General features: G+C 62.0%; 24 protein-coding genes. 16 read left to right on the forward strand and 8 right to left on the reverse strand.

All coding sequences use genetic code 11. From position 1 onward, the window contains the following. Positions 1-93 precede the first annotated feature (93 nt). The 16 genes from ACP15N_RS16390 (at position 94) to ACP15N_RS16465 (ending at position 16385) form a co-directional block, all read left to right on the forward strand. Complete coding sequence (locus ACP15N_RS16390) at positions 94-609, forward strand: TRAP transporter small permease (RefSeq protein WP_425093410.1); 516 nt, start codon at positions 94-96, stop codon at positions 607-609. Between the two features lie 12 nt (positions 610-621). Next, a complete protein-coding gene (locus ACP15N_RS16395) occupies positions 622-1950 on the forward strand; it encodes a TRAP transporter large permease (protein WP_425093411.1) in 1329 nt (442 codons plus the stop codon). A gap of 9 nt (positions 1951-1959) precedes the next feature. Further along, the gene (gene hisD, locus ACP15N_RS16400; protein WP_425093412.1) at positions 1960-3267 is read left to right on the forward strand and encodes a histidinol dehydrogenase; all 1308 of its coding nucleotides are present in this window, start codon (positions 1960-1962) and stop codon (positions 3265-3267) included. A 1-nt stretch (position 3268) separates the two neighbouring features. Next, positions 3269-4030: an SDR family NAD(P)-dependent oxidoreductase gene (locus ACP15N_RS16405; protein ID WP_425093413.1), complete on the forward strand. Its 762-nt coding sequence runs from the start codon at positions 3269-3271 to the stop codon at positions 4028-4030. Continuing rightward, positions 4027-5007: an alcohol dehydrogenase catalytic domain-containing protein gene (locus ACP15N_RS16410; protein ID WP_425093414.1), complete on the forward strand. Its 981-nt coding sequence runs from the start codon at positions 4027-4029 to the stop codon at positions 5005-5007. The genes ACP15N_RS16405 and ACP15N_RS16410 overlap by 4 nt, the downstream gene beginning before the upstream one ends. Before the next feature lie 16 nt (positions 5008-5023). Then, positions 5024-5314: a UxaA family hydrolase gene (locus tag ACP15N_RS16415; protein WP_425093415.1), complete on the forward strand. Its 291-nt coding sequence runs from the start codon at positions 5024-5026 to the stop codon at positions 5312-5314. 12 nt (positions 5315-5326) lie between these two features. Further along, positions 5327-6508 (forward strand): UxaA family hydrolase, encoded by a 1182-nt coding sequence (locus ACP15N_RS16420; protein ID WP_425093416.1) that lies wholly within the window; start codon positions 5327-5329, stop codon positions 6506-6508. 55 nt (positions 6509-6563) lie between these two features. Next, entirely contained in the window at positions 6564-7577 is a 1014-nt protein-coding gene (locus ACP15N_RS16425; protein ID WP_425093417.1) for an Ldh family oxidoreductase, read from the forward strand. Between the two features lie 29 nt (positions 7578-7606). Continuing rightward, a complete protein-coding gene (locus ACP15N_RS16430) occupies positions 7607-8017 on the forward strand; it encodes a universal stress protein (protein WP_425093418.1) in 411 nt (136 codons plus the stop codon). Positions 8018-8108: 91 nt separating this feature from the next. Next, positions 8109-9071 carry a glycine betaine ABC transporter substrate-binding protein gene (locus ACP15N_RS16435; RefSeq protein ID WP_425093419.1) on the forward strand — a complete coding sequence of 321 codons (963 nt, stop codon included), beginning with the start codon at positions 8109-8111 and terminating at the stop codon, positions 9069-9071. A gap of 85 nt (positions 9072-9156) precedes the next feature. Continuing rightward, a complete protein-coding gene (locus ACP15N_RS16440; RefSeq protein WP_425093420.1) occupies positions 9157-10194 on the forward strand; it encodes a quaternary amine ABC transporter ATP-binding protein in 1038 nt (345 codons plus the stop codon). Further along, positions 10187-11773 (forward strand): ABC transporter permease, encoded by a 1587-nt coding sequence (locus tag ACP15N_RS16445; protein WP_425093421.1) that lies wholly within the window; start codon positions 10187-10189, stop codon positions 11771-11773. Before ACP15N_RS16440 ends, ACP15N_RS16445 begins: the two co-directional genes overlap by 8 nt. Positions 11774-11798: 25 nt before the next feature. Continuing rightward, positions 11799-14594 (forward strand): molybdopterin oxidoreductase family protein, encoded by a 2796-nt coding sequence (locus tag ACP15N_RS16450; protein WP_425093422.1) that lies wholly within the window; start codon positions 11799-11801, stop codon positions 14592-14594. Continuing rightward, on the forward strand, positions 14591-14743 hold the full coding sequence (locus ACP15N_RS16455; RefSeq protein ID WP_425093423.1) for a hypothetical protein: 153 nt from the start codon (positions 14591-14593) through the stop codon (positions 14741-14743). Before ACP15N_RS16450 ends, ACP15N_RS16455 begins: the two co-directional genes overlap by 4 nt. Further along, positions 14740-15513, forward strand: coding sequence for a 4Fe-4S dicluster domain-containing protein (locus ACP15N_RS16460; protein WP_425093424.1), 774 nt, complete (start codon positions 14740-14742; stop codon positions 15511-15513). Before ACP15N_RS16455 ends, ACP15N_RS16460 begins: the two co-directional genes overlap by 4 nt. Beyond that, the gene (locus tag ACP15N_RS16465) at positions 15513-16385 is read left to right on the forward strand and encodes a dimethyl sulfoxide reductase anchor subunit family protein (RefSeq protein WP_425093425.1); all 873 of its coding nucleotides are present in this window, start codon (positions 15513-15515) and stop codon (positions 16383-16385) included. Before ACP15N_RS16460 ends, ACP15N_RS16465 begins: the two co-directional genes overlap by 1 nt. Here the strand turns inward: ACP15N_RS16465 and ACP15N_RS16470 are convergent. The 8 genes from ACP15N_RS16470 to ACP15N_RS16505 form a co-directional block, all read right to left on the reverse strand. Then, entirely contained in the window at positions 16382-17527 is a 1146-nt protein-coding gene (locus ACP15N_RS16470; RefSeq protein WP_425093426.1) for an acetate/propionate family kinase, read from the reverse strand. The genes ACP15N_RS16465 and ACP15N_RS16470 overlap by 4 nt on opposite strands. Then, positions 17524-18888: a bifunctional enoyl-CoA hydratase/phosphate acetyltransferase gene (locus ACP15N_RS16475; RefSeq protein ID WP_425093427.1), complete on the reverse strand. Its 1365-nt coding sequence runs from the start codon at positions 18886-18888 to the stop codon at positions 17524-17526. The genes ACP15N_RS16470 and ACP15N_RS16475 overlap by 4 nt, the downstream gene beginning before the upstream one ends. 241 nt (positions 18889-19129) lie before the next feature. Next, complete coding sequence (locus tag ACP15N_RS16480) at positions 19130-19762, reverse strand: glutathione S-transferase N-terminal domain-containing protein (RefSeq protein WP_425093428.1); 633 nt, start codon at positions 19760-19762, stop codon at positions 19130-19132. 57 nt (positions 19763-19819) lie between these two features. Then, complete coding sequence (locus ACP15N_RS16485; protein ID WP_425093429.1) at positions 19820-20866, reverse strand: biotin-dependent carboxyltransferase family protein; 1047 nt, start codon at positions 20864-20866, stop codon at positions 19820-19822. Continuing rightward, positions 20863-21594, reverse strand: a complete 732-nt coding sequence (gene pxpB / locus ACP15N_RS16490; RefSeq protein WP_425093430.1) for a 5-oxoprolinase subunit PxpB — start codon at positions 21592-21594, stop codon at positions 20863-20865. The genes ACP15N_RS16485 and pxpB overlap by 4 nt, the downstream gene beginning before the upstream one ends. Positions 21595-21597: 3 nt before the next feature. Continuing rightward, complete coding sequence (locus ACP15N_RS16495) at positions 21598-22263, reverse strand: DUF2848 domain-containing protein (RefSeq protein ID WP_425093431.1); 666 nt, start codon at positions 22261-22263, stop codon at positions 21598-21600. Between the two features lie 9 nt (positions 22264-22272). After that, on the reverse strand, positions 22273-23553 hold the full coding sequence (locus ACP15N_RS16500) for a TRAP transporter large permease (protein ID WP_425093432.1): 1281 nt from the start codon (positions 23551-23553) through the stop codon (positions 22273-22275). Further along, positions 23550-24098 carry a TRAP transporter small permease subunit gene (locus tag ACP15N_RS16505; RefSeq protein ID WP_425093433.1) on the reverse strand — a complete coding sequence of 183 codons (549 nt, stop codon included), beginning with the start codon at positions 24096-24098 and terminating at the stop codon, positions 23550-23552. The genes ACP15N_RS16500 and ACP15N_RS16505 overlap by 4 nt, the downstream gene beginning before the upstream one ends. Positions 24099-24113 lie beyond the last annotated feature (15 nt).

A 24113-nucleotide genomic window follows, 5' to 3' on the forward strand; every position in this document is an offset into this window, starting at 1 on the left:
CACCATGGTGCCGGTCCCCTGACCGCCGCTGAAATCCAAACGCGGGAATACCCGGGAGCGGCCAGAACCCTACTGGGGTCGGGGGAGGAACCTATGTCTCAGATCTGGAAAGCCGTGGACAAGAACGGCGAGCGATGGGCGCTCCTGTTCTTCTACGTGATGCTTGTGGCCACCATGTTCATCGAGGTGCTGCGGCGCGAGATCATGTCCTACTCCTCCATATGGGGGGAAGAGATCGTCAGATACTCCTTCATTTACCTCGCGTGGATCGGCTGCGCCGCGGCCGTTAAGGAACGCGGCCATATCCGCATTGACGTGCTGATGCAGTATGTCGGGCGGCGCGTGAAAGCGGTCCTGTACATCTTCGGCGACATCGTGATGTTCGTCGTTTCGGTTATCGCGCTCTACTGGTCGTTTGAAACCGTTCTGGTGTCCGCGAAGTTCGGATCGGTGACGCCGGGTCTGCGGATCAGCCAGGTCTGGTTCCTGATGGCGGTGCCGGTCGGCTTCTCTCTCGTGATCATGCGCCTTGTGCAGTCCTTCCTGCGCGACATTCGCGACCTTCGTGCGGGACGGCCCGTTTACGAAGGCGACAAGCTGTTCGACTGAGGGGGCGTACAGATGCTTTGGCAACAAATGGAACAGACTGTGGTCCTGGGTTGGGATTTCTACGGTCCGGTCATCATGTTCGTCGCGCTGGTTGCGCTGGCTGTTCCGGTCTGGGCCGCGATCGGCGCCTCCGCCATCCTGATGCTGCTGTGGTCGGGCGCCCTGCCCCTCAGCCTTGTCGGGGAACGCCTTTTCTCCGGTATCGACGCTTTCGCGCTGACGGCCGTCCCACTTTTTATCCTGACCGGGGACGCGCTGGTCCGCACGGGCCTGTCGCGCAAGTTTCTGGACGTGGCCGAGGCGCTGACGCAATTCGCCAAGGGAGGCTTCGGATCAGCCACGGTGCTGGTCTGCGGCATGTTCGCTGCGATCTCGGGATCAGACGCGGCAGGCGCCGCAGCTGTTGGCCGGATGACCATCGCGCGCCTGGTAGAGAGCGGGTACCCACGCCCCTATGCCTGCGCGCTCGTCGCCGCAGGCGCCTGTACCGGCATCCTGATCCCGCCCTCCATCGCCTATATCATCATTGGCCTCGTGCTCGGGATATCGGCTTCGACACTCTTTCTTGCAGCGGTCATTCCGGGCCTCGCGATCCTCGTGTCGATCCTGATCACCAATATCATCATGAACCGCCTCAATGGCTGGGAAGGCGGCGGGAACATTAGCGCAGCCGAGTACTTCTCGCGGTTGGCGGTTGCACTGAAGTCCGGCTGGTACGCGTTCATCGTGCCGGGCATCATCTTCTACGGCATCTTCTCGGGGCGTCTGACCCCCACCGAAGCCGGCGCAACAGCCGTGGTTGTCACCATCATCATGGGCTTCATCCTCGGCACCCTGAAGCTGAGCGATTTTCCGGCCATGCTGGTCAGTTCCGCCAAGGTCAACGGTGTGATCCTGCCCATCATCGCCTTCTCGGTCCCTCTGGCCGAGGCGCTTGCCATCATCGGTGTACCGCAAGGCTTTGTGGCCGTCGCGACAGGTGTCAGCGAGGAACCCTGGGTCCTGATCCTGATGATGGTCGGTATTCTGGTCGCCGCAGGCTGCGTGATGGAAACAACGCCGAACATCGTCATTCTGGCGCCCATTCTTTTGCCATTGGCCGAAGAGATCGGCATGAACGAGATTCAATTCTGCATCATGATGATCACAGCCCTCGGTGTGGGCTTTATTACCCCGCCGCTCGGACTAAACCTCTTCGTGGTCTCGGGCATAACCGGGGAATCGATCCTGAAGATCGCCTACCGTGCGATCCCGTTCGTGTTCTTCATGCTCATCGTGACCCTGATGATCGCCTACATTCCGGCGATCTCCACCGCGTTCCTTCCAGACGCCTTCAAGTAGGACCGACCCATGTCGATAGAGTATCTCAAGAAAGCGCAACTCACCCCCAAAAGCGATGCGTCCGAGACCAAGAAAATCGTGCGTTCCATCCTGGATGACATCGAAGCGGGCGGCGATGCAGCCGCGCTGGAATATGCCGCGAAGTTCGACAAGTACGATGGCGAGGTGCTGCTGTCGCCAGAGGCGATCGAAGCCGCGGTCGCGCTTGTTCCGGAAAAACTGAAGGCAGATATCCGGTTCGCCCATACCAACGTGAAAAAGTTCGCAGAAGCGCAAAAAGCCACGCTCAAGGACATCGAGGTAGAGGTCGTTCCCGGATTGATCGCGGGCCAGAAGAGCATCCCCGTACATGCGGCGGGCTGCTACGTTCCGGGTGGTCGCTACAGCCATATCGCGAGCGCGATCATGACCGTGACCACGGCCAAGGTTGCCGGGTGCAAGCATATCGTCGCGTGTTCCCCCCCGCGCCCCGGTGTCGGGATTGCCCCGGCGATCATCTATGCGGCGCATATCTGCGGCGCGGACAAGATCATGGCGATGGGCGGTGTGCAGGGTGTGGCGGCAATGACTTTCGGTCTGTTTGGTCTGCCCAAGGCAAACATTCTCGTCGGCCCAGGGAACCAGTTCGTCGCCGAAGCCAAGCGCATGCTCTTCGGCCGCGTCGGTATCGATATGATCGCCGGCCCGACCGACAGCCTGGTTCTGGCGGATGGCAAGGCTGATCCGATGATCGTGGCGACCGACCTCGTCGGTCAGGCAGAGCATGGCTACAATTCGCCCGTATGGCTGGTCACCGATGACCGTTCGCTGGCCGAGGAGGTGATGCGGCTTGTCCCATTGCTGATCGACGACCTTCCTGAGGTGAACCGAGACAACGCGACCGCAGCCTGGCGCGATTATGCCGAGGTGATCCTGTGCGCTGACCGCGAAGAAATGGCCGCCACATCCGATGCATACGCGCCCGAGCACCTGACCGTTCAGGCCGAGGACCTGGATTGGTGGCTGGACCGCCTGTCCTGCTACGGTTCGCTTTTCCTCGGCGAGGAGACGACCGTTGCGTTCGGTGACAAGGCGTCCGGTACAAACCATGTGCTGCCGACATCGGGGGCGGCGACCTACACGGGCGGTCTATCGGTGCACAAGTACATGAAAATCGTCACATGGCAGCGCGCCACCAAGGAGGGCTCACGCCCAGTGGCCGAAGCCACAGCGCGCATCTCGCGTCTGGAAGGGATGGAGGGGCACGCGCGTACCGCCGACATCCGCCTGCGCAAGTACTTCCCCGGCGAAAACTTCGACCTGTCTGCGGAAGAGTGACGTGACCCCGCCGACGCATCTTTGGGACCTGACCGGACGCGTGGCCTGTGTAACCGGCGCCACGTCCGGCCTTGGTCGGCGCGCTGCGAGCGTGCTGGCACAAGCGGGTGCGGCGGTGGTCGGCGTTGCAAGACGGCATGACGCCTTGGACGCGTGGTCGGCTGAAACGGATGGACAAACCGCGACGGTGCCCTGCGATGTCGGCGTTCGCGACAACTTGCCGACGCTGGCGCAACATGTCTCCGCGCCGTTTGGACCACCGGATATCGTCGTCCATGCGGCAGGGATCAACACGCGTGAGCGCGCTGACGACGTTACGCCGGAAGGTTGGGACACGACCCTGGCGCTTAACCTCACGGCGCCATTCTTCCTGAGCCAGGCTCTGGTGCCAGAGATGGCGAAGAAGGGGTGGGGCCGGATCGTGAATTTCGCCTCGCTCCAGTCGACCCGCGCATTTCCGGGCGGGGTGTCTTACGGCGCCTCCAAAGGCGGGATCGCCCAACTGACCCGCGCCATGGCCGAAGCGTGGTCAGCCAAGGGGATCAACGCAAATGCCATCGGACCGGGGTTCTTCCGCACCGAGTTGACGGCGCGCGTTTTTGACAATGCCGAGCTTGCACAGAAACTCGCCGATCAAACCTGCATCGGGCGCAACGGCACGTTGGAGGATATCGATGGCCCGCTCTTGTTTCTGTGTTCCGATGCGTCAGCCTATGTCACCGGACAGGTTTTGATGGTCGACGGGGGGTTCACCGCAAAATGAAGGCTCTCGTCTACACCGCCCCCGAAGCGCTCGAGTACCGCGAGATGCCCGACCCGGACCCGGGGTCCGACCCCCTAATCCGGATCGATAGCGTTGGTATCTGCGGGTCCGACATGCACGCCTATCTGGGTCATGACGACCGCCGCCCTGCCCCGCTTATTCTGGGGCATGAGGGGGCAGGCACTATCGTCGGCGGGGACCGGGACGGGCAGCGCGTGACAATCAATCCGCTGGTGACCTGCGGCACCTGCGCCGCGTGCCTCTCCGGTCGGGATAACCTGTGCGCAACACGGCAGATCATCTCTATGCCCCCGCGCGAAGGCGCGTTTGCGCAATACGTTGTCATGCCCGCGCGCAACCTCGTGCAGGTGCCAGACCATGTCAGCCTTGAGCAAGCATCACTCGCGGAACCAGTCGCCGTTAGCTGGCATGCTGTTCGGTTGGGGCTTGAGGCCATGGCAGATGTGCGCCGCGACACGGCCCTCGTGATAGGCGGCGGCGCGATTGGCGTGGCCGCCGCAGTCAGCCTTGTTGCGCAGGGGGTCCCGCAGGTCACCTTGGTGGAACCGAACGAGATCCGCCGTGCCTACCTGGGATTGACGGCGCCATACAACATCGCGGCCCCTGACGAGATCGCAGACCAGATGTTCGACATCGTTGTGGACGGGGTGGGCTATGACGCCACCCGCGCCACTGCATCTGCGCGCACCCGGCCCGGTGGCGTGATCTTGCATATCGGCCTTGGCGGCGGCAATGGCGGCCTCGACATGCGGCGGATAACCTTGCAGGAGATCACGTTTATCGGCACCTATACCTATACTGCGCAGGACTTCCGCGACACTGCGCACGCCATGTTCGACGGCCGTCTCGGGCCGCTCGACTGGGTCGAAACACGGCCCTTGTCCGAAGGCGCCCGCGCCTTTTCAGATATCAGATCGGGTCGCGTGGCGGCCCCCAAAATCATCCTCAAACCCTGAGGTACAGGAGACCAAAATGTCCGAAATCCCGCATCTTCTCGTGCACGAAAAGGCCGACAATGTCGGTGTCGTCGTGGTCGAAGGGCTGACCGCCGGCACTGACATGTTGTGCTGCATCACCCATGACAACTCGACCTTTCGCCTCACGGCCAAGCATGACGTCCCCATCGGCCACAAGGTCGCGCTGACCGATCTGAAGGCGGGCGACACGGCGATGAAGTACGGCGAGGATATCGGCAAGATCATCGCCGACGTCGGACAGGGCGAGCATCTGCACACCCACAATTGCAAAACGAAACGCTGGTAAGGAGCCGCCCCAATGGCATCGAAATACTCCAACATCACCTTCAAGGGCTTCCGGCGTGAAAACGGCCGGGTCGGTGTACGCAACCATGTCGTGATCCTGCCCGTGGACGACATCTCCAACGCTGCGTGCGAGGCCGTGGCCAACAATGTGAAGGGCACCATGGCGATACCGCACGCCTACGGGCGCCTCCAGTTTGGCGAGGACCTTGAAGTGCACTTCCGCACGATCATCGGCACCGGTGCCAACCCCAACGTGGCCGCCGTGGTCGTGATCGGGATCGAACCCGGCTGGACCAAGCGGATCGCCGACGGCATTCGCGCCACCGGCAAGCCGGTCGCCGAATTCTCGATCGAGCAGAAGGGCGACTTCGAGACGATCCGCGCAGCGTCCTGGGCGGCAAAGGATTTCGTGCATCAGGCGACCGAACAACAACGCGAGGAATGTTCGATCAACGAGTTGTGGGTGTCCACCAAATGCGGCGAGTCCGACACCACGACGGGCCTCGGGTCCTGCCCCACGGTCGGCAACATGTATGACAAGCTGCTGCCCGAAGGGATCACCGGCTTCTTCGGGGAAACATCCGAGATCACGGGTGCTGAGCACATCTGCCAGAAGCGTGCGATCAACGAGGAAGTTGGCGAGCGGTGGTACAAGATGTGGAAAGCCTATCAGGACGAGGTGATCTTCGCCCACCAGACCGACGACCTGTCCGACAGCCAGCCCACCAAGGGCAACATCGAAGGTGGCCTGACGACGATCGAAGAGAAAGCCCTCGGCAACCTGGAAAAGATCGGTCGCACGTCGAAATACATCGATATCCTCGAACCCGCCGAGGCCCCCTCTCAGGGCAATGGCCTGTATTTCATGGATAGCTCGTCCGCCGCAGCGGAATGCGTCACGCTGATGGCGGCTGGCGGGGCGGTCATCCACACCTTCCCCACCGGTCAGGGCAACGTTGTCGGCAACCCGATCGTGCCCGTGATCAAGATCACGGCGAACCCGCGCACCGTGCGGACGATGGGCGAGCATGTGGATGTCGATGTCTCGGGCATCCTGCGACGCGAGCAGACGATAGACGAGGCGGGCGACGCCCTCATCGACATGATCCGTAGGACCGCGAACGGTCGGAATACCGCCGCCGAGGCGCTTGGGCATCGCGAATTCTCGATGACCAAGCTTTATCGTAGCGCATGACGCGCCCTCGGGCGCGCGGCCCACGCTGCGCGCCCGCCCCCCGCGAAAGGTGACCATGAGCGACGACACTGAAACTCTGTCCCTGAACGACGCACGTGCGCTTGTGCGTGACGCTTTCCTGCGCGTCGGCGTGCCGGAAGCTGCGGCCCAAAGTGTGGCTTCAGCGCTTGTCGCAGCGGAAGCCGAAGGACAGGTCGGCCACGGGTTCTCGCGACTGGAGGACTACGTAGCACAGGTCCGCAGCGGCAAGATCATCGCCGATGCAGAAGTGGCGATTTCACAACCCGCACCTGGCCTGATCAACGTGGATGCCGGGTACGGCTTTGCCTTTCCAGCGCTTGACGCCGGGATCGCGCGTGGGATCGAGGTGGCGCGCACACAGGGCACCGCGGCCATCTCCATTGCCAGATCGCACCATTGCGGTGCGCTTTCGGTATCTGTCGAGAAAATCGCACGAGCCGGCCTTGTTGGCCTGATGGTCGCCAACAGCCCTGTCGCCATCGCCCCCTGGGGCGCCAAGACCCCGCTATACGGCACCAACCCGATTGCGTTTTCGGCCCCGCGCAGTTCCGCGCCGCCGCTGGTCATCGACCTGTCGCTTTCACGCGTGGCACGCGGCAAGGTTCTGAACGCGAAAAAGGCCGGCAAACCCATTCCCGAGGGATGGGCACTGGATGCGGACGGCCAGCCCACCACGGATGCCCAAGCAGCGCTCAAAGGCTCCATGCAACCGATCGGCGGCCCCAAGGGCACTGCACTCGCGCTGATGGTCGAAGTCCTCTCTACTGTGATGACCGGTGCGAATTTCAGCGCGGACGCGGGGTCTTTCTTTACCGCCGATGGCACGCGCCCCGGGGTCGGACATTTTCTGACGCTCTACCGGCCCCCGCAAGGTATCGACGCCTTTGCTGCGCGGCTGGAGACTTTGCTGGAGGCCATTGCCGCGATGGATGGCGCCCGCCTGCCCGGATCGCGCCGGCTTGAGGCGATTGCGCGGGCCGAACGCGACGGGCTGCGTGTGCCCGTCCATTACCTTCGCGTGGCTCGCAACCTGGCTGGCGTAACCTGATGCGCGCAGGAACTTAAAAAGGGACGCTCATGTACGAAAAAATCCTGATCCCGGTCGACCTCGACCACGAAGAACTGGTCCCGCGGAAACTCGAACTCGCCCGGCGGGTGTTGTCGCCCGGAGGCAAGATCACGCTGATGACCGTGCTGGAAAACGTCCCGGGCTACGTGTCGGAGTTTGTCACGGTCAAATCCGAGAACCACCTGACAGACAAGGTGGGCGCCGCCCTGCGGAAACTGGGCGGCGGCGCTGCTGATATCGAAATCCATGTCTGCACCGGAAAACCGGGCGTCGAGATTGCCCAGCACGCAGCGGATGCCGGAATTGAGATGGTGATCGTTGGCAGCCACCGACCTGGATTACGTGACTATTTTCTGGGCTCGACCGCCGCGCGCGTGGTCAGGCGCGCGCCATGTTCGGTACTGGTTGCACGCCCCTAAACCGTCCGTAGACAATCCAATCTCAAAGCGCTTAACCTTAGGCATCATAATGGGTTTGAAAGACAAGACCCGAAACTCAGGGAGATACTGAATGACTGCTTCTAAACTCAAGACCGGCGTCTCGGCCGTTTGTCTCAGCGCGATCGCGGCCGGACCTGTGTTCGCCGCAGACATCGTGATCGGCGTGCCGAACTGGGCATCCGTGAATGCCACGGCACACGTGCTGGAAGTCGTGATCGAACAGAACCTCGGGCTCGACGTGGAATTGCAGAACGGCACCAACCCGATCGTGTTCGAAGCGATGGACAAGGGCTCGATGCACGTGCACCCCGAAGTGTGGATGCCGAACCAGCAGAACCTGCATGACACCTATGTCAAGGACAATGGAACGGTGGTCATGAACGAAAACCCCGTTCAGGCAGAACAGGGCATGTGCGTTCCCGCAGCGATAGCCGAAGAGTATGACATCAAGAGCATCGACGACCTGTCCGACCCGGACAAGATGGCGATCTTCGACACCGACGGCGACGGCACCCCCGAAGTATGGATCGGCGCACCGGGCTGGGCCTCCACCGTGGTCGAGAAAATCCGCGCCAAGTCCTACGGCTACGACCAGTTGTTCGAGCTGACCGAATACGAAGAAACCATTGCCTATGCGAACCTGGCGAACGCCGCTCAGGCGGGCGAGCCCTGGATCGGTTTCTGCTACAGCCCGCACTACATCTTCGTGACGCAAGATCTGTTCGTACTCGAAGAGCCGGCGCACGACCCGGCCACCTGGACCATCGTGCAACCGACCGACGACCCGGACTGGCTGGAGAAATCATCGGCCTCCACTGCGTGGAATGGCGCGACGCTGCACCTGCACTACGCCAAGACGCTGGAAGAGTCCTATCCTGAGGTCGCGGCGCTGTTCCGGAACTACCAGATGGACGGCGCATCGCTGAGTGCAATGGGCAAGGCGCTTGCCGTCGACAACATGGAAGCCTCCGAGTTTGCCGCCCAATGGGTGGCCGAGAACGAAGACACGGTTCTGGGCTGGCTGACCAACTAATCCCGCGCTTGCAGGCCGCCGCGATGCGCTCGCGGCGGCCTCTTCACAAAATATAAAGCTGCACGACAGCAAAGCGGGGGAAAGCATGGAAGACACGGTCGTTAAACTGGACGGCGTGTGGAAGATTTTCGGTGCGCAGGCTGACGAAGCCATGAAAGCGGTACTGAGCGAAGGGCTTACGAAACCTCAGGTTCTGGAAAAGTACGGCTGCGTTGTCGGCGTTCAGGACGCGAACTTTGAAGTCGCCCGCGGAGAGATCTTTTGCATCATGGGCCTGTCGGGGTCCGGAAAATCAACGCTTGTGCGCCACGTGAACCGGCTGATCGAGCCGACCGCAGGCAAGATCGAGATCATGGGGCAGGATGTCTCGGCAATCTCGGCCAACGAGCTTCGCCGGATACGTGCACAGCAGATCGGCATGGTGTTTCAGCACATGGCGCTGATGCCGCATCGTTCGGTCCGCGACAACGTCGCCTACCCCCTCGAAATCCGTAAAATCTCGAAGTCCAAGCGTTGGGCGGTGTCCGACCATGCCTTGGGTCTGGTTGATCTGACCGGCTACGAAGACCGGCTGCCGCGAGAATTGTCAGGGGGCATGCAGCAACGCGTCGGGATTGCCCGCGCGCTCGCCTCCGACCCGGAAATCCTGTTGATGGACGAACCCTTCTCGGCGCTCGATCCGCTGATCCGCTTGCAATTGCAAGACCAGTTCAAGGCACTGGTGGCACAGCTGAAGAAAACCACGTTGTTCATCACCCACGATCTGGACGAGGCGATCCGCATCGGACACCGCATCGCCATCATGAAGGACGGTGTGATTGTCCAGATCGGCACGCCGGAACAGATCGTCATGAACCCTGCTGATGATTACGTGCGCGAGTTCGTACAGGGTATCTCGAAACTCAAGCTCGTGAAGGCGCACTCCATCATGGAACCGATGGACAGCTTCACAGGCGCGCTGGACGCGGCACCGCGTGCCGACCACGGCGCCGATCTGGATCAGTTGATCGATCTGGCCGTGGGCACGGATCTACCGGTCGTCATCACAGATGCAGGCGCCGATATCGGTGTTGTAACCAAGCCGCGCCTGCTGCGCGGGATCCAAGGGGGCAAGGATGACTGACGCGACAACCGAACTCAGAGTCACCGCGGCTTCCGATATTCAGGTTGATACCGACGCGCTCGACGCCTCGATCCAGGATTTCGCCGGGCCAAATGGCGACTACTACTGCAACGCATTTCACAAGATCCACGACTCCACGGGATTGCTGCCCAGCACGTTCAACATGTGGGCGGCACTTCTCGGGCCGCTCTGGTCCGCGGCGCGTGGGATATGGGGTCTCTTCTGGGGTTTTCTGATCCTCGAGATCATCGCATGGGTCCAGATCGGACGCGGGGCCTGGGGCAATCCCGGTGCCGAGTTCTTTGAACGTGCGGCTACGCAACAGGCCCGCGCAGACGAGTTTTTCGAACGCGCTGCGGCGTCCACAACCCAGGCGGATGTAGACCGCTTCACGCAACTTGGTGAGAACATCGCCCGTGCCGCCCAGAACACGCTTGTCCGCGCCGAGGAAGCACAGTCCGAAGCGCTTGGCATCATGCTGACCGGGTTGGTGCTGCTGGTCGTAGTGAAACTGATCCAGGGCCTCTATGCAGATCAGGTGTATGAAAAACAGTATTCGCGCTGGCGCATCGACCCCGAGAGCGTGGAGAGCGGACGCTCTCAGCGCAATATAATCCTCGGCGCGGTGCTCACGGCAGCGATCGGACCGCTGATCGTCTACAAGTTCACCTCGACAAGTGAATTGCCGATGCTCGATGCCTTCCCGGAGGAGCAGGCATCAGCGTTGATCCTCGGCGAGGATGGCGGGCGGCTCTTTTCGGTCTTGGCCACATGGATGGAGGACCGCATCGACGCTGCTGCCGTCAGCGGCGGCGACGTTTTCGACGGGATCGTGGCAACCGTGCGCGGGGTCCTGGATGCCTTGACGGTGGCCTTGATTGATACGCCATGGCCGGTTGTCATGCTGGTCATTTGCGTGGTGGCCTGGCGCTCCGCCGGGCCGCGCGTGGCGATCTTCACGGCCGCCTGCCTCGCGTATATCGCGCTACTGGGCTATTGGGATCTGGCGATGGAGACAGTGGCGCTTGTTGGGGCTGCGGTGTTGCTCTGCGTGGCAATAGGGATACCCCTCGGAATCTGGTTCGGAAAATCGAAACGCGCCTACAAGTTTGCCGAGCCCGTGCTCGACCTGATGCAAACCCTGCCGGCCTTCGTGTATCTTATCCCGATCATCGCGTTCTTCGGAACCGGCAACCCGCCGGGCATTCTGGCCACGATCATCTTCGGGATGCCCCCAGTGATCCGCCTGACCGCGCTTGGTATGCGCGGCGTGCCCGAAAGCATAAAGGAAGCCGCGGTCGCGTTCGGCGCCTCTAAATGGCAGCTGCTCAAGGATGTCGAAATCCCGCTGGCGCTCCCGTCGATCATGACCGGCGTGAACCAGACCATCCTGATGTGCTTGTCCATGGTTGTGATCATCTCGCTCATCGGCGGAGGTGGTCTCGGCAAGGAGATCCTTGAGGCGCTGCAATACGCCGCCAAGGGGCCGGGCTTGCTCGGCGGCTTCGCCATTCTGTTTGTCGCCATGGTCATGGACCGGATCGTGCAAGGGGCGTTCAGGCGAGCCGACCAGAAATGAGCGCCTTTGGGAGGAGGACGCGCAGATGACCGTATCACCGCCACTGGATCTTTCGCCAAAGGTCTCCGACGAGGTGCGCAAAACGACCTGCTACATGTGCGCGTGCCGCTGCGGAATCGACGTGCACCTCAAGGACGGGAAGGTCGCGTATATCGAGGGCAACCGCGACCACCCGGTCAACCAAGGCGTGCTCTGCGCCAAGGGCTCGGCGGGCATCATGCAGGTCAACGCCCCGTCCCGCCTGCGCGCGCCGCTCAAGCGGGTCGGGCCACGCGGATCGGGTCAGTACGAAGAAATCTCTTGGGATGAGGCGTTGGAGATCGCGGTGGGCTGGTTGACGCCCCTGCGCGAAACGGCACCAGAAAAGCTCGCGTTCTTTACCGGGCGCGACCAGTCGCAGAGCTTCACCAGCTTCTGGGCGCAGAACTTCGGCACGCCGAACTACGCGGCCCATGGCGGGTTCTGCTCGGTCAATATGGCGGCGGGCGGCATCTACACCATGGGCGGCGCGTTCTGGGAATTCGGTCAGCCGGACTGGGATCACACAAAGCTCTTCATGCTGTTCGGCGTGGCCGAGGACCATGACAGCAACCCGATCAAGATGGGGATCGGGAAGATCAAGGCGCGCGGGGCCAAGGTCATCGGGGTAAACCCGGTCCGCACGGGCTATAACGCCGTGGCGGACGAATGGGTCAGCATTACGCCTGGCACGGACGGCCTGTTCATCCTAGCGCTGGTCCATGAGCTGATGAAGGCTGGCAAGATTGATCTGGACTACCTTGCGCAATTCACCAATGCGCCAGTTCTGATCGACAAGGACACCGGCCTGTTCCTGCGCGACGGCGACGACAAGCCTCTTGTCATCGACAGCGTTTCGGGCGATCTCGCGCCCTTTGACCGCAAGGGCGTGCGCCCCAGCCTGACGGCAATCCATAATGGGCATCGCACGGTTATGGCCTTGATGGCCGAGAAATATCTCGACCCGGCCTATGCCCCGGACGCCGTGGCAGATCGCTGCGGCGTGTCGGCCCGCAAAATCAAGACCATCGCAGCCGAGCTTGCCCGCGTGGCGTTTGAAGAGGCCGTTGTACTGGATCGCGCATGGACCGATTTTCGCGGCGATACGCATGACAAGATGGTCGGCCGCCCGGTATCGATGCACGCCATGCGCGGCATCTCGGCCCACTCGAACGGGTTCCAGACCTGCCGGGCGCTCCATATTCTGGAAATCCTGCTCGGAACGGTCGAAACACCTGGTGGGTTCCGGTTCAAACCGCCCTACCCCAAGCCGGTGGAGGCGCACCCCACCCCGCATTGCCATTCAAAACCAAACTGTCCGCTCGATGGCCCGCATCTCGGGTTCGTCCGTGGCCCCGAAGACCTCGCTCTGAAAGAAGACGGAACACCCGCGCGCATCGACAAGGCGTTCACATGGGAAAACCCCATGAGCGCACACGGCTTGATGCACATGGTCATCTCGAATGCGCATGCGGGCGATCCCTACAAGATCGACACGCTGTTTCTATACATGGCGAACATGTCGTGGAACTCGTCCATGAACTCCGGCGGCGTGATGGAGATGCTGACCGATACGGATGAAAACGGCGATTACGTGATCCCGCACATCATCTATTCAGACGCCTACAGTTCCGAGATGGTGGCCTATGCCGACCTGATCCTGCCGGACACGACCTACCTGGAACGCCACGATTGCATCAGCCTGCTCGACCGCCCGATCTGCGAGGCTGACGGCGCGGCGGATGCGATCCGCTGGCCAGTCATCGAACCGGACCGGGACGTGCGCGGGTTCCAGACCGTTCTGGTGCAGTTGGCCAATAAGATGGGTCTGCCCGGGTTCACGGACGACAACGGCGCCGCGAAATACGAGGACTATGCCGACTACATCGTAAACCACGAGCGCAAACCGGGCATCGGCCCGCTCGCCGGGTTCCGGGGACATGAGGGCGAAGACGTGGGCCGTGGCGCGGTCAATCAAAGCCAGATGGACCTCTATATCGAAAATGGCGGATTCTTCGTCCATCACGTCCCAAAGGAGGCCTCGTATTACAAACCCTGGAACATGGCGTATCAGGACTGGGCGGTCGATCTGGGCCTGTTCGATGCGCCGCAGCCCTATCTGTTCCAGCTCTATTCGGAACCGATGCGCAAGTTCCAGCGCGCTGCCGAAGGGTATGGCGACCGGCAGCCGCCCGATCATCTGCGCGAGCAGATCAAGAAGGTCATGGACCCGCTCCCGTTCTGGTATCCGCCGTTTGAAGATGCCTGTGTCGACACGGACGAATACCCGATCCATGCGCTGACCCAGCGCCCGATGGCGATGTACCACTCCTGGGGCACGCAGAACGCGTGGCTGCGCCAGTTGCACGGCGAAAACCCGCTCTTCATTCCCGCCGAGCTTTGGCAGGAACACGGGTTTCAGGACGGCGACTGGGCGCGCGTGACGTCCGCCCACGGCTCCATCACCGTGCCCGTCGCCCTGCAAGCTGCGCTGAACAGCCGGACAGTGTGGACATGGAACGCGATCGGCAAGCGCAAGGGCGCATGGGCCTTGGCGGAGGACGCGCCGGAAGCGACCAAGGGGTTTTTGCTCAATCACCTGATCCACGAGCTTTTGCCGCCCAAGGGCGACGGGTTGCGGTGGTCGAACTCCGATCCGATCACGGGACAGGCCGCGTGGTTTGACCTGCGCGTGAAAATCGAAAAAGCAACTCCGCCGTTAGAGGCACAACCTGCCTTCGACCCAATTGGATCACCGGTACCCAAGGGCCCGGGCAGCCTTGCGTGGAAGGTAAGCAAATGAGCGGTATTCAACGCACCTTGCTGATCATTCTGGCATTTGTGGTTCTCAGCGTCGGGTCCTTCATCTGGTATATCGCCACGTGGGATCCAGCTGAGCGTGACCCGGTCTCGGCCCTGCCGACGGATTATTCGAGCGAGGCTCAAGCATGACGTCCCTGCCCGACCAGACCGAGAAGAAACTCGGCCTCGTGATTGATCTCGACACCTGCGTTGGGTGTCATGCCTGCGTTATCTCCTGCAAGGGCTGGAACACGGAAAACTACGGTGCGCCACTGTCAGACCAGCGCCCGTACGGCGACGACCCGTCGGGCACTTTCCTGAACCGGGTGCATTCCTACGAAGTGCAGCCGGACGCCGGACCGGCCCAGACAGTGCATTTCCCGAAGTCGTGCCTGCATTGCGAAGACGCGCCCTGTGTCACCGTTTGCCCCACCGGGGCCAGCTACAAGCGGACCGAGGACGGGATCGTTCTGGTCAATGAAAGCGACTGCATCGGGTGTGGCCTGTGTGCATGGGCGTGCCCCTACGGTGCGCGGGAGCTTGATCTGGCCGAAGGCGTGATGAAGAAGTGCACCCTGTGCGTCGATCGGATCTATAACGAGAACCTGCCAGAGGTCGACCGGGAGCCTGCCTGCGTGCGCACCTGCCCGGCAGGCGCGCGCCATTTCGGTGATTTCGCGGACCCGGACTCCAACGTCTCAAGGCTGACGGCGGAGCGTGGTGGGATGGACTTGATGCCCGAACTGGGCACCAAGCCGGTGAACAAGTATCTGCCGCCGCGCCCGAAGGACGCGTGGGAGGGGGAGGAAGACATCCTCGCGCCGTTCCTTGCGCCGGTGGCCGAAGAACCCAAGGGGTTTCTGGGGTGGATCGACAAGCAACTCTCGCGCCTGCCTGGTGACGACAAGGGGACGAGCTGATGCACCCTGCCCCGTCTGTTATCGCCTTCACCACGTTTTCGGGTCTGGGCTTTGGACTGCTTGCGTGGCTCGGGATCGATGCCAGCCCGCCCACGGGATGGACAGCTTTTGCGTTCTTCTTCATTGCCTTCGCGCTGGCGGTGGGCGGTCTGATCTCGTCCACCTTCCACCTTGGCCGGCCGGAACGCGCGATCAAGGCCTTCAGCCAATGGCGCACCAGCTGGCTCAGCCGCGAAGGGGTCTGTGCGGTCGTTGCCCTGCTTGTCATGGGCCTCTATGCGGCGGCTCTGGTTCTGGCCGACATGCATTTGCACGTACTCGGCTGGCTTGGTGCCGTGCTCAGTCTGCTGACGGTTTACGCCACCTCGATGATCTACGCGCAGCTCAAGACGATCCCGCGCTGGAACACGCCCCTGACCTGCGTGCTTTATCTCGGATACGCGATCACTGGCGGGGCCCTGTTGTCAGGCCGTGTCGGGATTGCACTTGTTCTGCTGCTGGTCATGACCGGCGTTCAGATCCTGTGGTGGCTGCACGGCGACGGAGCCTTCAGCGGGCGCAAGACGACCATGGAAACCGCAACAGGGTTGGGCAGCATCGGCACGGTGCGATCCGCTGCGCATCCACACACGGCACCGAATTACCTGGTGCGGGAATTCATCCATATCATCGGGCGCAAGCATACACAAAAGCTGCGCGTGATCTCGATCCTGCTGATGGCGGTTGTTCCGGTGCTTTTGTTGCTGTTGCCGTTCAGCCATGTCGCTGCGGCACTTGCAGTGGTCAGCCATATCGCCGGGGTCGCGGTCAGCCGCTGGCTATTCTTTGCGGAAGCCGAACACACCGTCGGGCTCTATTACGGGATGCGCTAGGCCAGTTCCGCAGCAACAGCGCGGGCCATCACCCGCTCTTCATCGGTCGGAATAACGAGAACTGGCGTGTCCCCCGCGCCGATATCGCGCGCGTTTCGCGCGTTCGCAGCGGCATCGACCGCAAGCCCCAGAAATGTCATGTCCTCCAACACGCGGGCGCGTATTTCAGCCGCGTTCTCGCCTATGCCACCGCAGAATACGAGCGCATCCAGCCCACCAAGTACGGCCGCCATGGCCCCAAGCTCCCGCCGGATCCGGAACACATAATAGTCAATGGCCTGCGCCGCCTCCGGTGCCTTGCTGGGCAACAACGTGCGCACGTCGTGGCTGATCCCGGACAGACCCTTGAGCCCACTTTCGTTGTAGAGGATCCGGGTGATGTCCGAACTGTCGTGCCCCTGATCCATCAGATACAAGACGACGCCCGGGTCCAGTTGGCCACACCGCGTGCCCATCGGCAAACCGTCCAAGGCCGAAAACCCCATCGTGGACCCAACGCTGCGACCGCCGCGCATCGCACACATTGAAGCGCCGTTCCCCAAATGCGCCACCACGACGCGCCCGGCGTGCAACTCGGGTCGCTCGCTCCGAAGTTGGCCGCTGATATAGTCGTAGGACAACCCGTGAAACCCGTACCGTCGCACGCCCTGATCGTAATAGGCGCGCGGGAGGGCAAACGTGTCGTTCACCCACGGATGGCCCTTGTGGAATGCCGTGTCGAAACAACCGATCTGCACGGCCGCGGGAAACGCGCTGCGCGCTGCGGCGACCATGGACAGGTTGTGCGGCTGGTGCAGGGGGGCAAGCGGGATGAACTCCGACAGTTGCGCAACGCTGTCATCATCCAGCCGAACGGGTGCGCCAAAGGCCGGGCCACCGTGAACGATGCGATGCCCGACACCGACCGGCGGATTGCCCTGCAACACCGGCCCCAGTGCTTCAAGGATCGCGTCGAGCGCGCGGGCATGGTCTGCGGCTCCGATCTCTGCTTCGGCGCGCGGATCGCTGTCCAGCACAAGCCGGGCATTCGGCCCGAGGTTTTCGACCTGCCCCGCGATCAGCAGATCGGGATCTTCATCGAGCGCGTATACTGCGAACTTCACCGACGAACTGCCTGCGTTGAGCGTCAGAATCGCGCTCACCCGCGTGCACCTACATAGAGCGCTGCAATCGCGCAAGACGCCAGACGCGCGTGTTCGCTGTCAGCACGGCTCGTCAGAATGATCGGACAGGACGCCCCCATGACAATGCCGCCTGCATCGGCGTGGGCGAGGAATGTCAATTCCTTGGCCAGCATGTTCCCGGCTTCAAGATTTGGCGCGACCAGAATATCCGCCTTTCCGGCAACGAGCGAGGTGATACCTTTCGTCCGCGCCGAGTGCAGATCGATCGCATTGTCCATCGCGAGCGGTCCATCGACCAATCCACCGGTGATCTGGCCCCGCTCGGCCATTTTGGACAGGATCGCCGCATCGAGTGTCGACGGAATGGCCGGATTCACCGTTTCGACCGCCGACAGGATGCCAACCTTTGGCTCTGGAACCCCGATTGCATTGGCAAGGTCTATCGCGTTTTGCACGATATCTGCCTTTGTCTTGAGATCGGGGGTGATGTTGATGGCAGCGTCGGTGATCATCAGCAGGTGATCGACACCGGGCACATCCATCACGTAAACATGGCTCAGACGGCGGGCACCGCGCAAACCGCCCTCGCGTTTCACGATCTGCCCCAACAGCACGTCGGTGTGCAGATGGCCTTTCATGATGGCCTTCGCCGCGCCCTCGTGCACCATCGCGACCGCGCGGGCCGCCGCAGACTTGTGGGTGAACTCCGGCACGATCTGATAGCCGGAGATGTCCTTGCCGCACGCCTCTGCTGCGGCGGCGATCTTGGCCGGATCCCCGATCAGAATCGGGTCGATCAGGGTATGTTCGCCGCCAAGGAGCGCACCCGCCAACGCATCAGGTTCCTCGGGGGCGACCACTGCCGTGGCGAAGGCCGGGAGCGGCTCTGCCTTGGCCAGTAGCCGATCGAAATGCACATGGCGCTGCACCAGCAGGCCCGGAACATGCTCGGCATCAAGTTCGATCTTGATGTTAGGCGCGATCACGACCGCCTCACCCTCCACGATCCGGCGCCCTTCTGTGGTCTCGACAACCGTGTGCAACACGATCTCCCGGTCGGGCCCCTTCGAAATGATCTCCACCGACGCGATCAGCGTCTCTCCCGCCTTGGCTTGGCCAAGGAATTTCAGGTCCTGCGATTTGTAGAGTGTTCCCGGCCCCGGCAGCCGGTTGCCCAACACACCCGAAATCAAGGACGCGACCCACATCGCCGGCGCGATGGATTCCGGTGCCCCATCGCCGTCGCCATCCTGATCGGGCACGTGCAACGGGTTGAAATTACCCGACGCGTTCGCAAAAATTATCAGGTCTTCTTCCCGGCAGAGCCGCGTTTCCTGTGCGGACATGCCCACACTGAGTTCTTCGAAAATCTTGTTCATCCCGTGGTTTACGCCCGCTGATCAGCGTCCAAAACGGCACTGCGCGCGAACCGACGCGGGCCATCCATCCTGCTGATGAGTTTATGGTAGCTCATTCCTGCCACAACCGGTAGCAGTCGAAAGTGACATGAAAATCACAGCCTGCCTGCCGAATGCCCGCAAGAGCGGCAGCGCAGACGCAGGTGTTCAGAAAGGCAGCGATCTGCCTCGGCCCCGTGATGAACCGGGGCCCGGACACAGCTCAAATTCCCAATCGTTCCGGTACCGCAAAGGCACGCTGCACCGCAGGCCGTTCGAACAGCATGTCGCGCCAGCGTTTCACCTCGGGGAAGTCCTTGAGGTCGATCTTCTGCCATTCGAAACGATTGACCCAAGGCAAAAGCATCATGTCGGCAATCGAGTAGTCCTCGCACACGTAGGTTCGTCCGGTCAGGCGGGTATCGAGCACGCCGTAGAGCCGCTGGGTCTCTTTTGCGAACCGCGCACGGCCGTAGCTGGCCTCGGGCGGCGCAACCCGGTTATAGTGATGCAGTTGGCCAAAATTCGGCCCCACACCAGCCGCCTGCCAAAAAAACCATTGCAGGACATCGAGGCGCGCGCGCGGATCGGACGGTAGGAATTTCGCTGTCTTTTCCGCCAGATACAGAAGGATCGCGCCGGTTTCGATAACCGGCAGAGGATCGGTGCCGAAGGCAGGGTCGTGGTCGATTATCGCGGGGATCTTGGCATTCGGGTTGATGGCGACAAACTCGGGCGCGTGCTGTTCATCCTTGCCCAGATCAATCGGGTGGACTGTGTAGTCAAGCCCCATCTCCTCGAGTGCCAGCGTTACCTTGTGCCCGTTTGAGGTTTTCCAGTAGTACAGATCTATCATGCGTGGCTCCGGGTTCTTGGGGGGCGCTTTGGCGGGTGTTCAACGACCATACAGGTTCTAACGGGTCCAGCCAGTGATCACGCCGCTGATCAGGTTCGTTTCGTAGAGTTGACGCAAGTCGACCCCACCTGCCGTCGTGACGGGCACCGCCTTGGCAAGGTAGGCCGCCAGATCCTCCTGCGCCGCCCGTGCAAGCGCTTCTGCCCGCGCTGGAGAGACCGCCGCAAAGCGTATCCTTTCGGTCGGGGCGCGGCGCGCAAGACGTGGCAGATCGGCCGAGATGACTGTCGCGATTTTCGGGTATCCCCCAACGGTCTGCCCGTCGGCAAGCAGGACAATCGGCTGACCGTTTCCAGGCACCTGCACGGCCCCCGGTACAATGGCATCAGAAACGATCTCGCGCATCTCCGGGGACCGGTGGTTCAAGCCCGGCCCCTCTAGTCGCATGCCCATGCGGTCCACGCTGTTCGTGACCGTGTAAACCCCGTCCAGAAAAGCGGTGATGGAAGCAGCGTCGAAATGGTCGTCTTGCGGCCCCAAAACAACGCGGATCGGCGCCTGCACGTCCTCCGACGGTGCAGGCGAAAGTTGATGCAGCAAAGTGGTTGCCGGTGCGCCACATGGCAGAATGTCCCCCGGACGCAGGGCGCGCCCCTCGAACCCACCGAGATGTGCGCGTGCATACGTGGACCGGCTGCCCAGAAACGGGTCGGTCGCGATACCACCAGACACCACCAGTAGCGCCGTCGTGCCCGCAGTGATGCGCCCGACGGCAATTCTGTCGCCCGGCTGGGCACGTACGGCGGTCCAGGCGGGAACCGTTTGAGAACCCTCTGCGCCGTCCAAACTCAACTCGGCCGGGCCTGCGACGGCGAGGGTCGTTTCTGCCCCCTCAACCGTGAACCGGGGGCCCATCAGGCGAAACTCCAGACCGGCGGCGTCCGGTGGGTTCCCGATCAGAAGATTGGCAAGTTGCAACCAGTCGGGACACAGGGTGCCGGCAACCGGCACACCCTGCCGCCGGGCCGCGTGCCGCCCCATATCCTGCACCATCGTGGCCGGACCGGGATCGATGATCTTCAGCTTGCCCGTGTCCACGCTCATGGTGCGCTCCGGTAGGACGCAACGTCGCGTTCACCCGCTGCAAGAGCACGGGCTTCCGCATCATGGTCCGCAGCACTGACAGGCGTGAACTGCACCCGGTCACCGGGGGCAAGCAAGGATGGCTTCGGTCGTGTACGATCGAACAGAGGCACCGGGCAATGACCGATCAGGTGCCAGCCGCCGGGACTTTCCCAAGGGTAGACGGCGGTCAGTCGATCCGCGACGGCGACACTTCCCGCAGGCACCCGCACACGAGGTTCTCTCAACCTGGGGCGTCGCAGGACGGGCGCGATATCGCCCATGAACGCAAAGCCCGGCAAGAACCCGAGCATATGAACGGTCACCTCTGTTGCGCTGTGCAGCGCGACTGTCTCCGCCACGCTCAGCCCGGCGCTTTCGGCGAGTGCGGCCAGATCGGGACCATGAGCATCATTGTAATGCACCGGCAAACGCCACAGGGCCCCGGGCGACTTTTCCGTGCCGGTTTCCGAATTGACCAAGGCTGCGACGACCGGTTCCAGCACAGCGCGGGTCGTTTGCACCGGATCGTAGTGCACGGTCAGCGACCGAAATGTGGGGGCAACATCCACCACGCCTTGCAAGTCTCCGGCTTCTCGCGCGGCGGCTATGGCCGCATCGAGCCGGGTCACAGCCACGCGAGCCCTGTCGTCGAACCCGGTCGCGAACTCGACCGTGAATGCACGATCACCAAGAGACAGAAAACGCATGGGTCACGCCACCACAGGCAGGGTCTCAACGGTGTACGCATGGTGCAGTGTACGGCCAAGCACGGGATCTTCCAGCGCCATTTCGAACCGGGAGGACGGGCGCACGCCGCCGATCGCCGGAAGGGTGCCGCAGAACATTGCGCTTGCAGCACGCAAGCCACCAAACCCATGGATCAGGGCCGCCGCCGACAGCATCCCCGACAGAGCCCCCTCCTGATAAAGGACGCGCTCGCCCTTTTCCTCCACCCAGGATCGCAGGAACAACCGATCCCAGTGGGGCGCAACGTCCGACAGCCTCCAGACTGTTGAGGCAATAGGTTTCGGGCAAAGCTGCTTTGACACCGCGACGGAAATGGCCTCCGCTTCTCGATCGGTATGGTCTGACCCGAGGGTCAGGTAGTTGCCGTCCGGCCCGGCGATCACAACGGCCTCTGCCTCCCCGGAGGATGCGGATCCAACCACCTGGATGCGGTCTGACTGCGTCAGTAACTCCGCGCCAGTGCGATAGAAGAGCGGTGTCTTGGACGGTGGCGCAACGCCGAGTTCCTGCAACTCCTCGATATGGTGTTGAACCGCCGCCGGATCGCGCCCGGTCCAGCCCGCAACGATCAGGTCGCGCACCTCCAACGAGACCGACCCCGCGCCATCAAGCTCGAATGCATGGATCATCAAGGTCCCCTATAAAGCGCCGGGCAGGAAGAGCGCGATTTGTGGAAAGGCGATCAAAGCCATCGCCATCACGAGCATTACCAGCACGTAAGGCAGCGCGCCGAGCATGACTTCCGCCATTGTGCCATCCTTGCGCGCGCCCTGCACCACATAGAGGTTGAGCCCCACCGGCGGCGTGATCAGCGCCATCTCGATCAGCACGATCATCAGGATACCGAACCAGATCGGATCATACCCCATCTCGACGACAAGTGGCACGATGATCGGAATGGTCACCACCATCAGCGACAGCGTTTCGATGAAAAACCCCAGAACCACGTAGATCAGAACCACGACAAGAATGAAGGATAGCGGGCTGAGCCCCAGGCCCTCAAGGAACTGACGCAATTCGTTGCCAAGGCCTGCGGAGGCGAGCGTGAAGTTCAAGAATGACGCGCCTATCACGACCAGCATGATCATGGAGGTGATCTTGATCGTGCCAAGCAGGCTCTGCTCCAGCATCTTCAGCGACACGCCGCCAAAGGCTGCGGCTATGGCCAGCGCTCCGGCGACGCCTACGGCAGCGGCTTCCGTCGGGGTGGCCCATCCATTGTAGATGGTGCCGATAATCATCGCGAAGAGCAGAAGGATCGGGATCAGGTCGAGCAAAGCACGCAGCATCACAGCAAACGGAAAAAACCGCCGGTCACCGCCCAACTCCGGGCGCACCAGACAGATCAGCACGGTAATCAGGCCGAAACAGAGGGCAAGCGCTATACCGGGGATCAGACCCGCCAGAAAAAGCTGCGGGATCGAAGACTGGGTAAGGAACCCGTAGACGATCAGGTTGATCGAGGGCGGGATCATGATCCCAAGAGTTCCCCCGGCCGCGATGGCACCGGAAAAAAGCTTAGGGTCGTATCCCAGCCGCTCCGCCTGCGGCATGGCCACGGTGGCGACCGTGGCCGCCGTTGCGACTGACGAGCCCGAGGTGGCCGAGAACATCGTGGCCGTTGCGATGTTGGCATGCACGAGGCCGCCCGGCAGCCAGCTCACCCAACGATCCAGCGCGGAATAGGTGCGCGCCGCCACGCCACTGCGTACCAGTATTTCACCCAGCAGCACGAAAAACGGGATCGCGATCAGCGTTGCGCTGTTGGACGAGGACCAGACCAGATTGCCGAGCCCCCGGATCAGGGGAAACGGGCTGAAAAACGTGTCGATCCCGATGCCCAGAAGAAAGAGGACAATGCCCACGGGAATGGACAGACTGAGCAGCGCAAGCAACCCCACGGAAACGTAGACGATCATTGCAGGGTCTCCGCCTCGGCAAAGGCTCCGATGGCGTTTTCACTGTCCTTCAACCGTCCTTTGACTACCAGCAGAGCTGCGGCCAGAAGTGTGATCCACGCGGAAAGCGCAAACCAGAGCCACCCTGCGAACCACGGGATCTGGACCAAGGCAAGCGGTGTCTCCAGGGGCGTATTGGCCGTGGAGTTGTTGGCCAGCGAATTGCCGACAACCGGCCAGCACTTGTAGGCGATCAGCGAGATCACAAGCGTCATCACCAGCATTGCGAACAGATCAAGCAGCGCGCGCGGCCAGTCGGGCAACCGGCTGCGCACCAGATCAATGCGGACATGGCCAAGTTCCAGAAGGGTATAGGCCATGCCCCAGGACGTTGCGATGGCCATCGCGTAGCCACTGACCTCATCGGTCCCGCCGAACGAAGATCCAAGCTGGCGCAGCACGATATCGGCCAGAACGAAGGCTGCACAGATCAGCAACATCAGGCCGACGCCCAAGGCCACAATCCGGTTCACCGCCCGCATCCAGCGCAATATCGTATCAGCCATCGGAACCTCCGTTCA

Origin of the sequence: Tropicimonas sp. S265A, from assembly GCF_049800835.1 — a bacterium.
In the GTDB taxonomy this organism is placed as follows: domain Bacteria; phylum Pseudomonadota; class Alphaproteobacteria; order Rhodobacterales; family Rhodobacteraceae; genus Dinoroseobacter.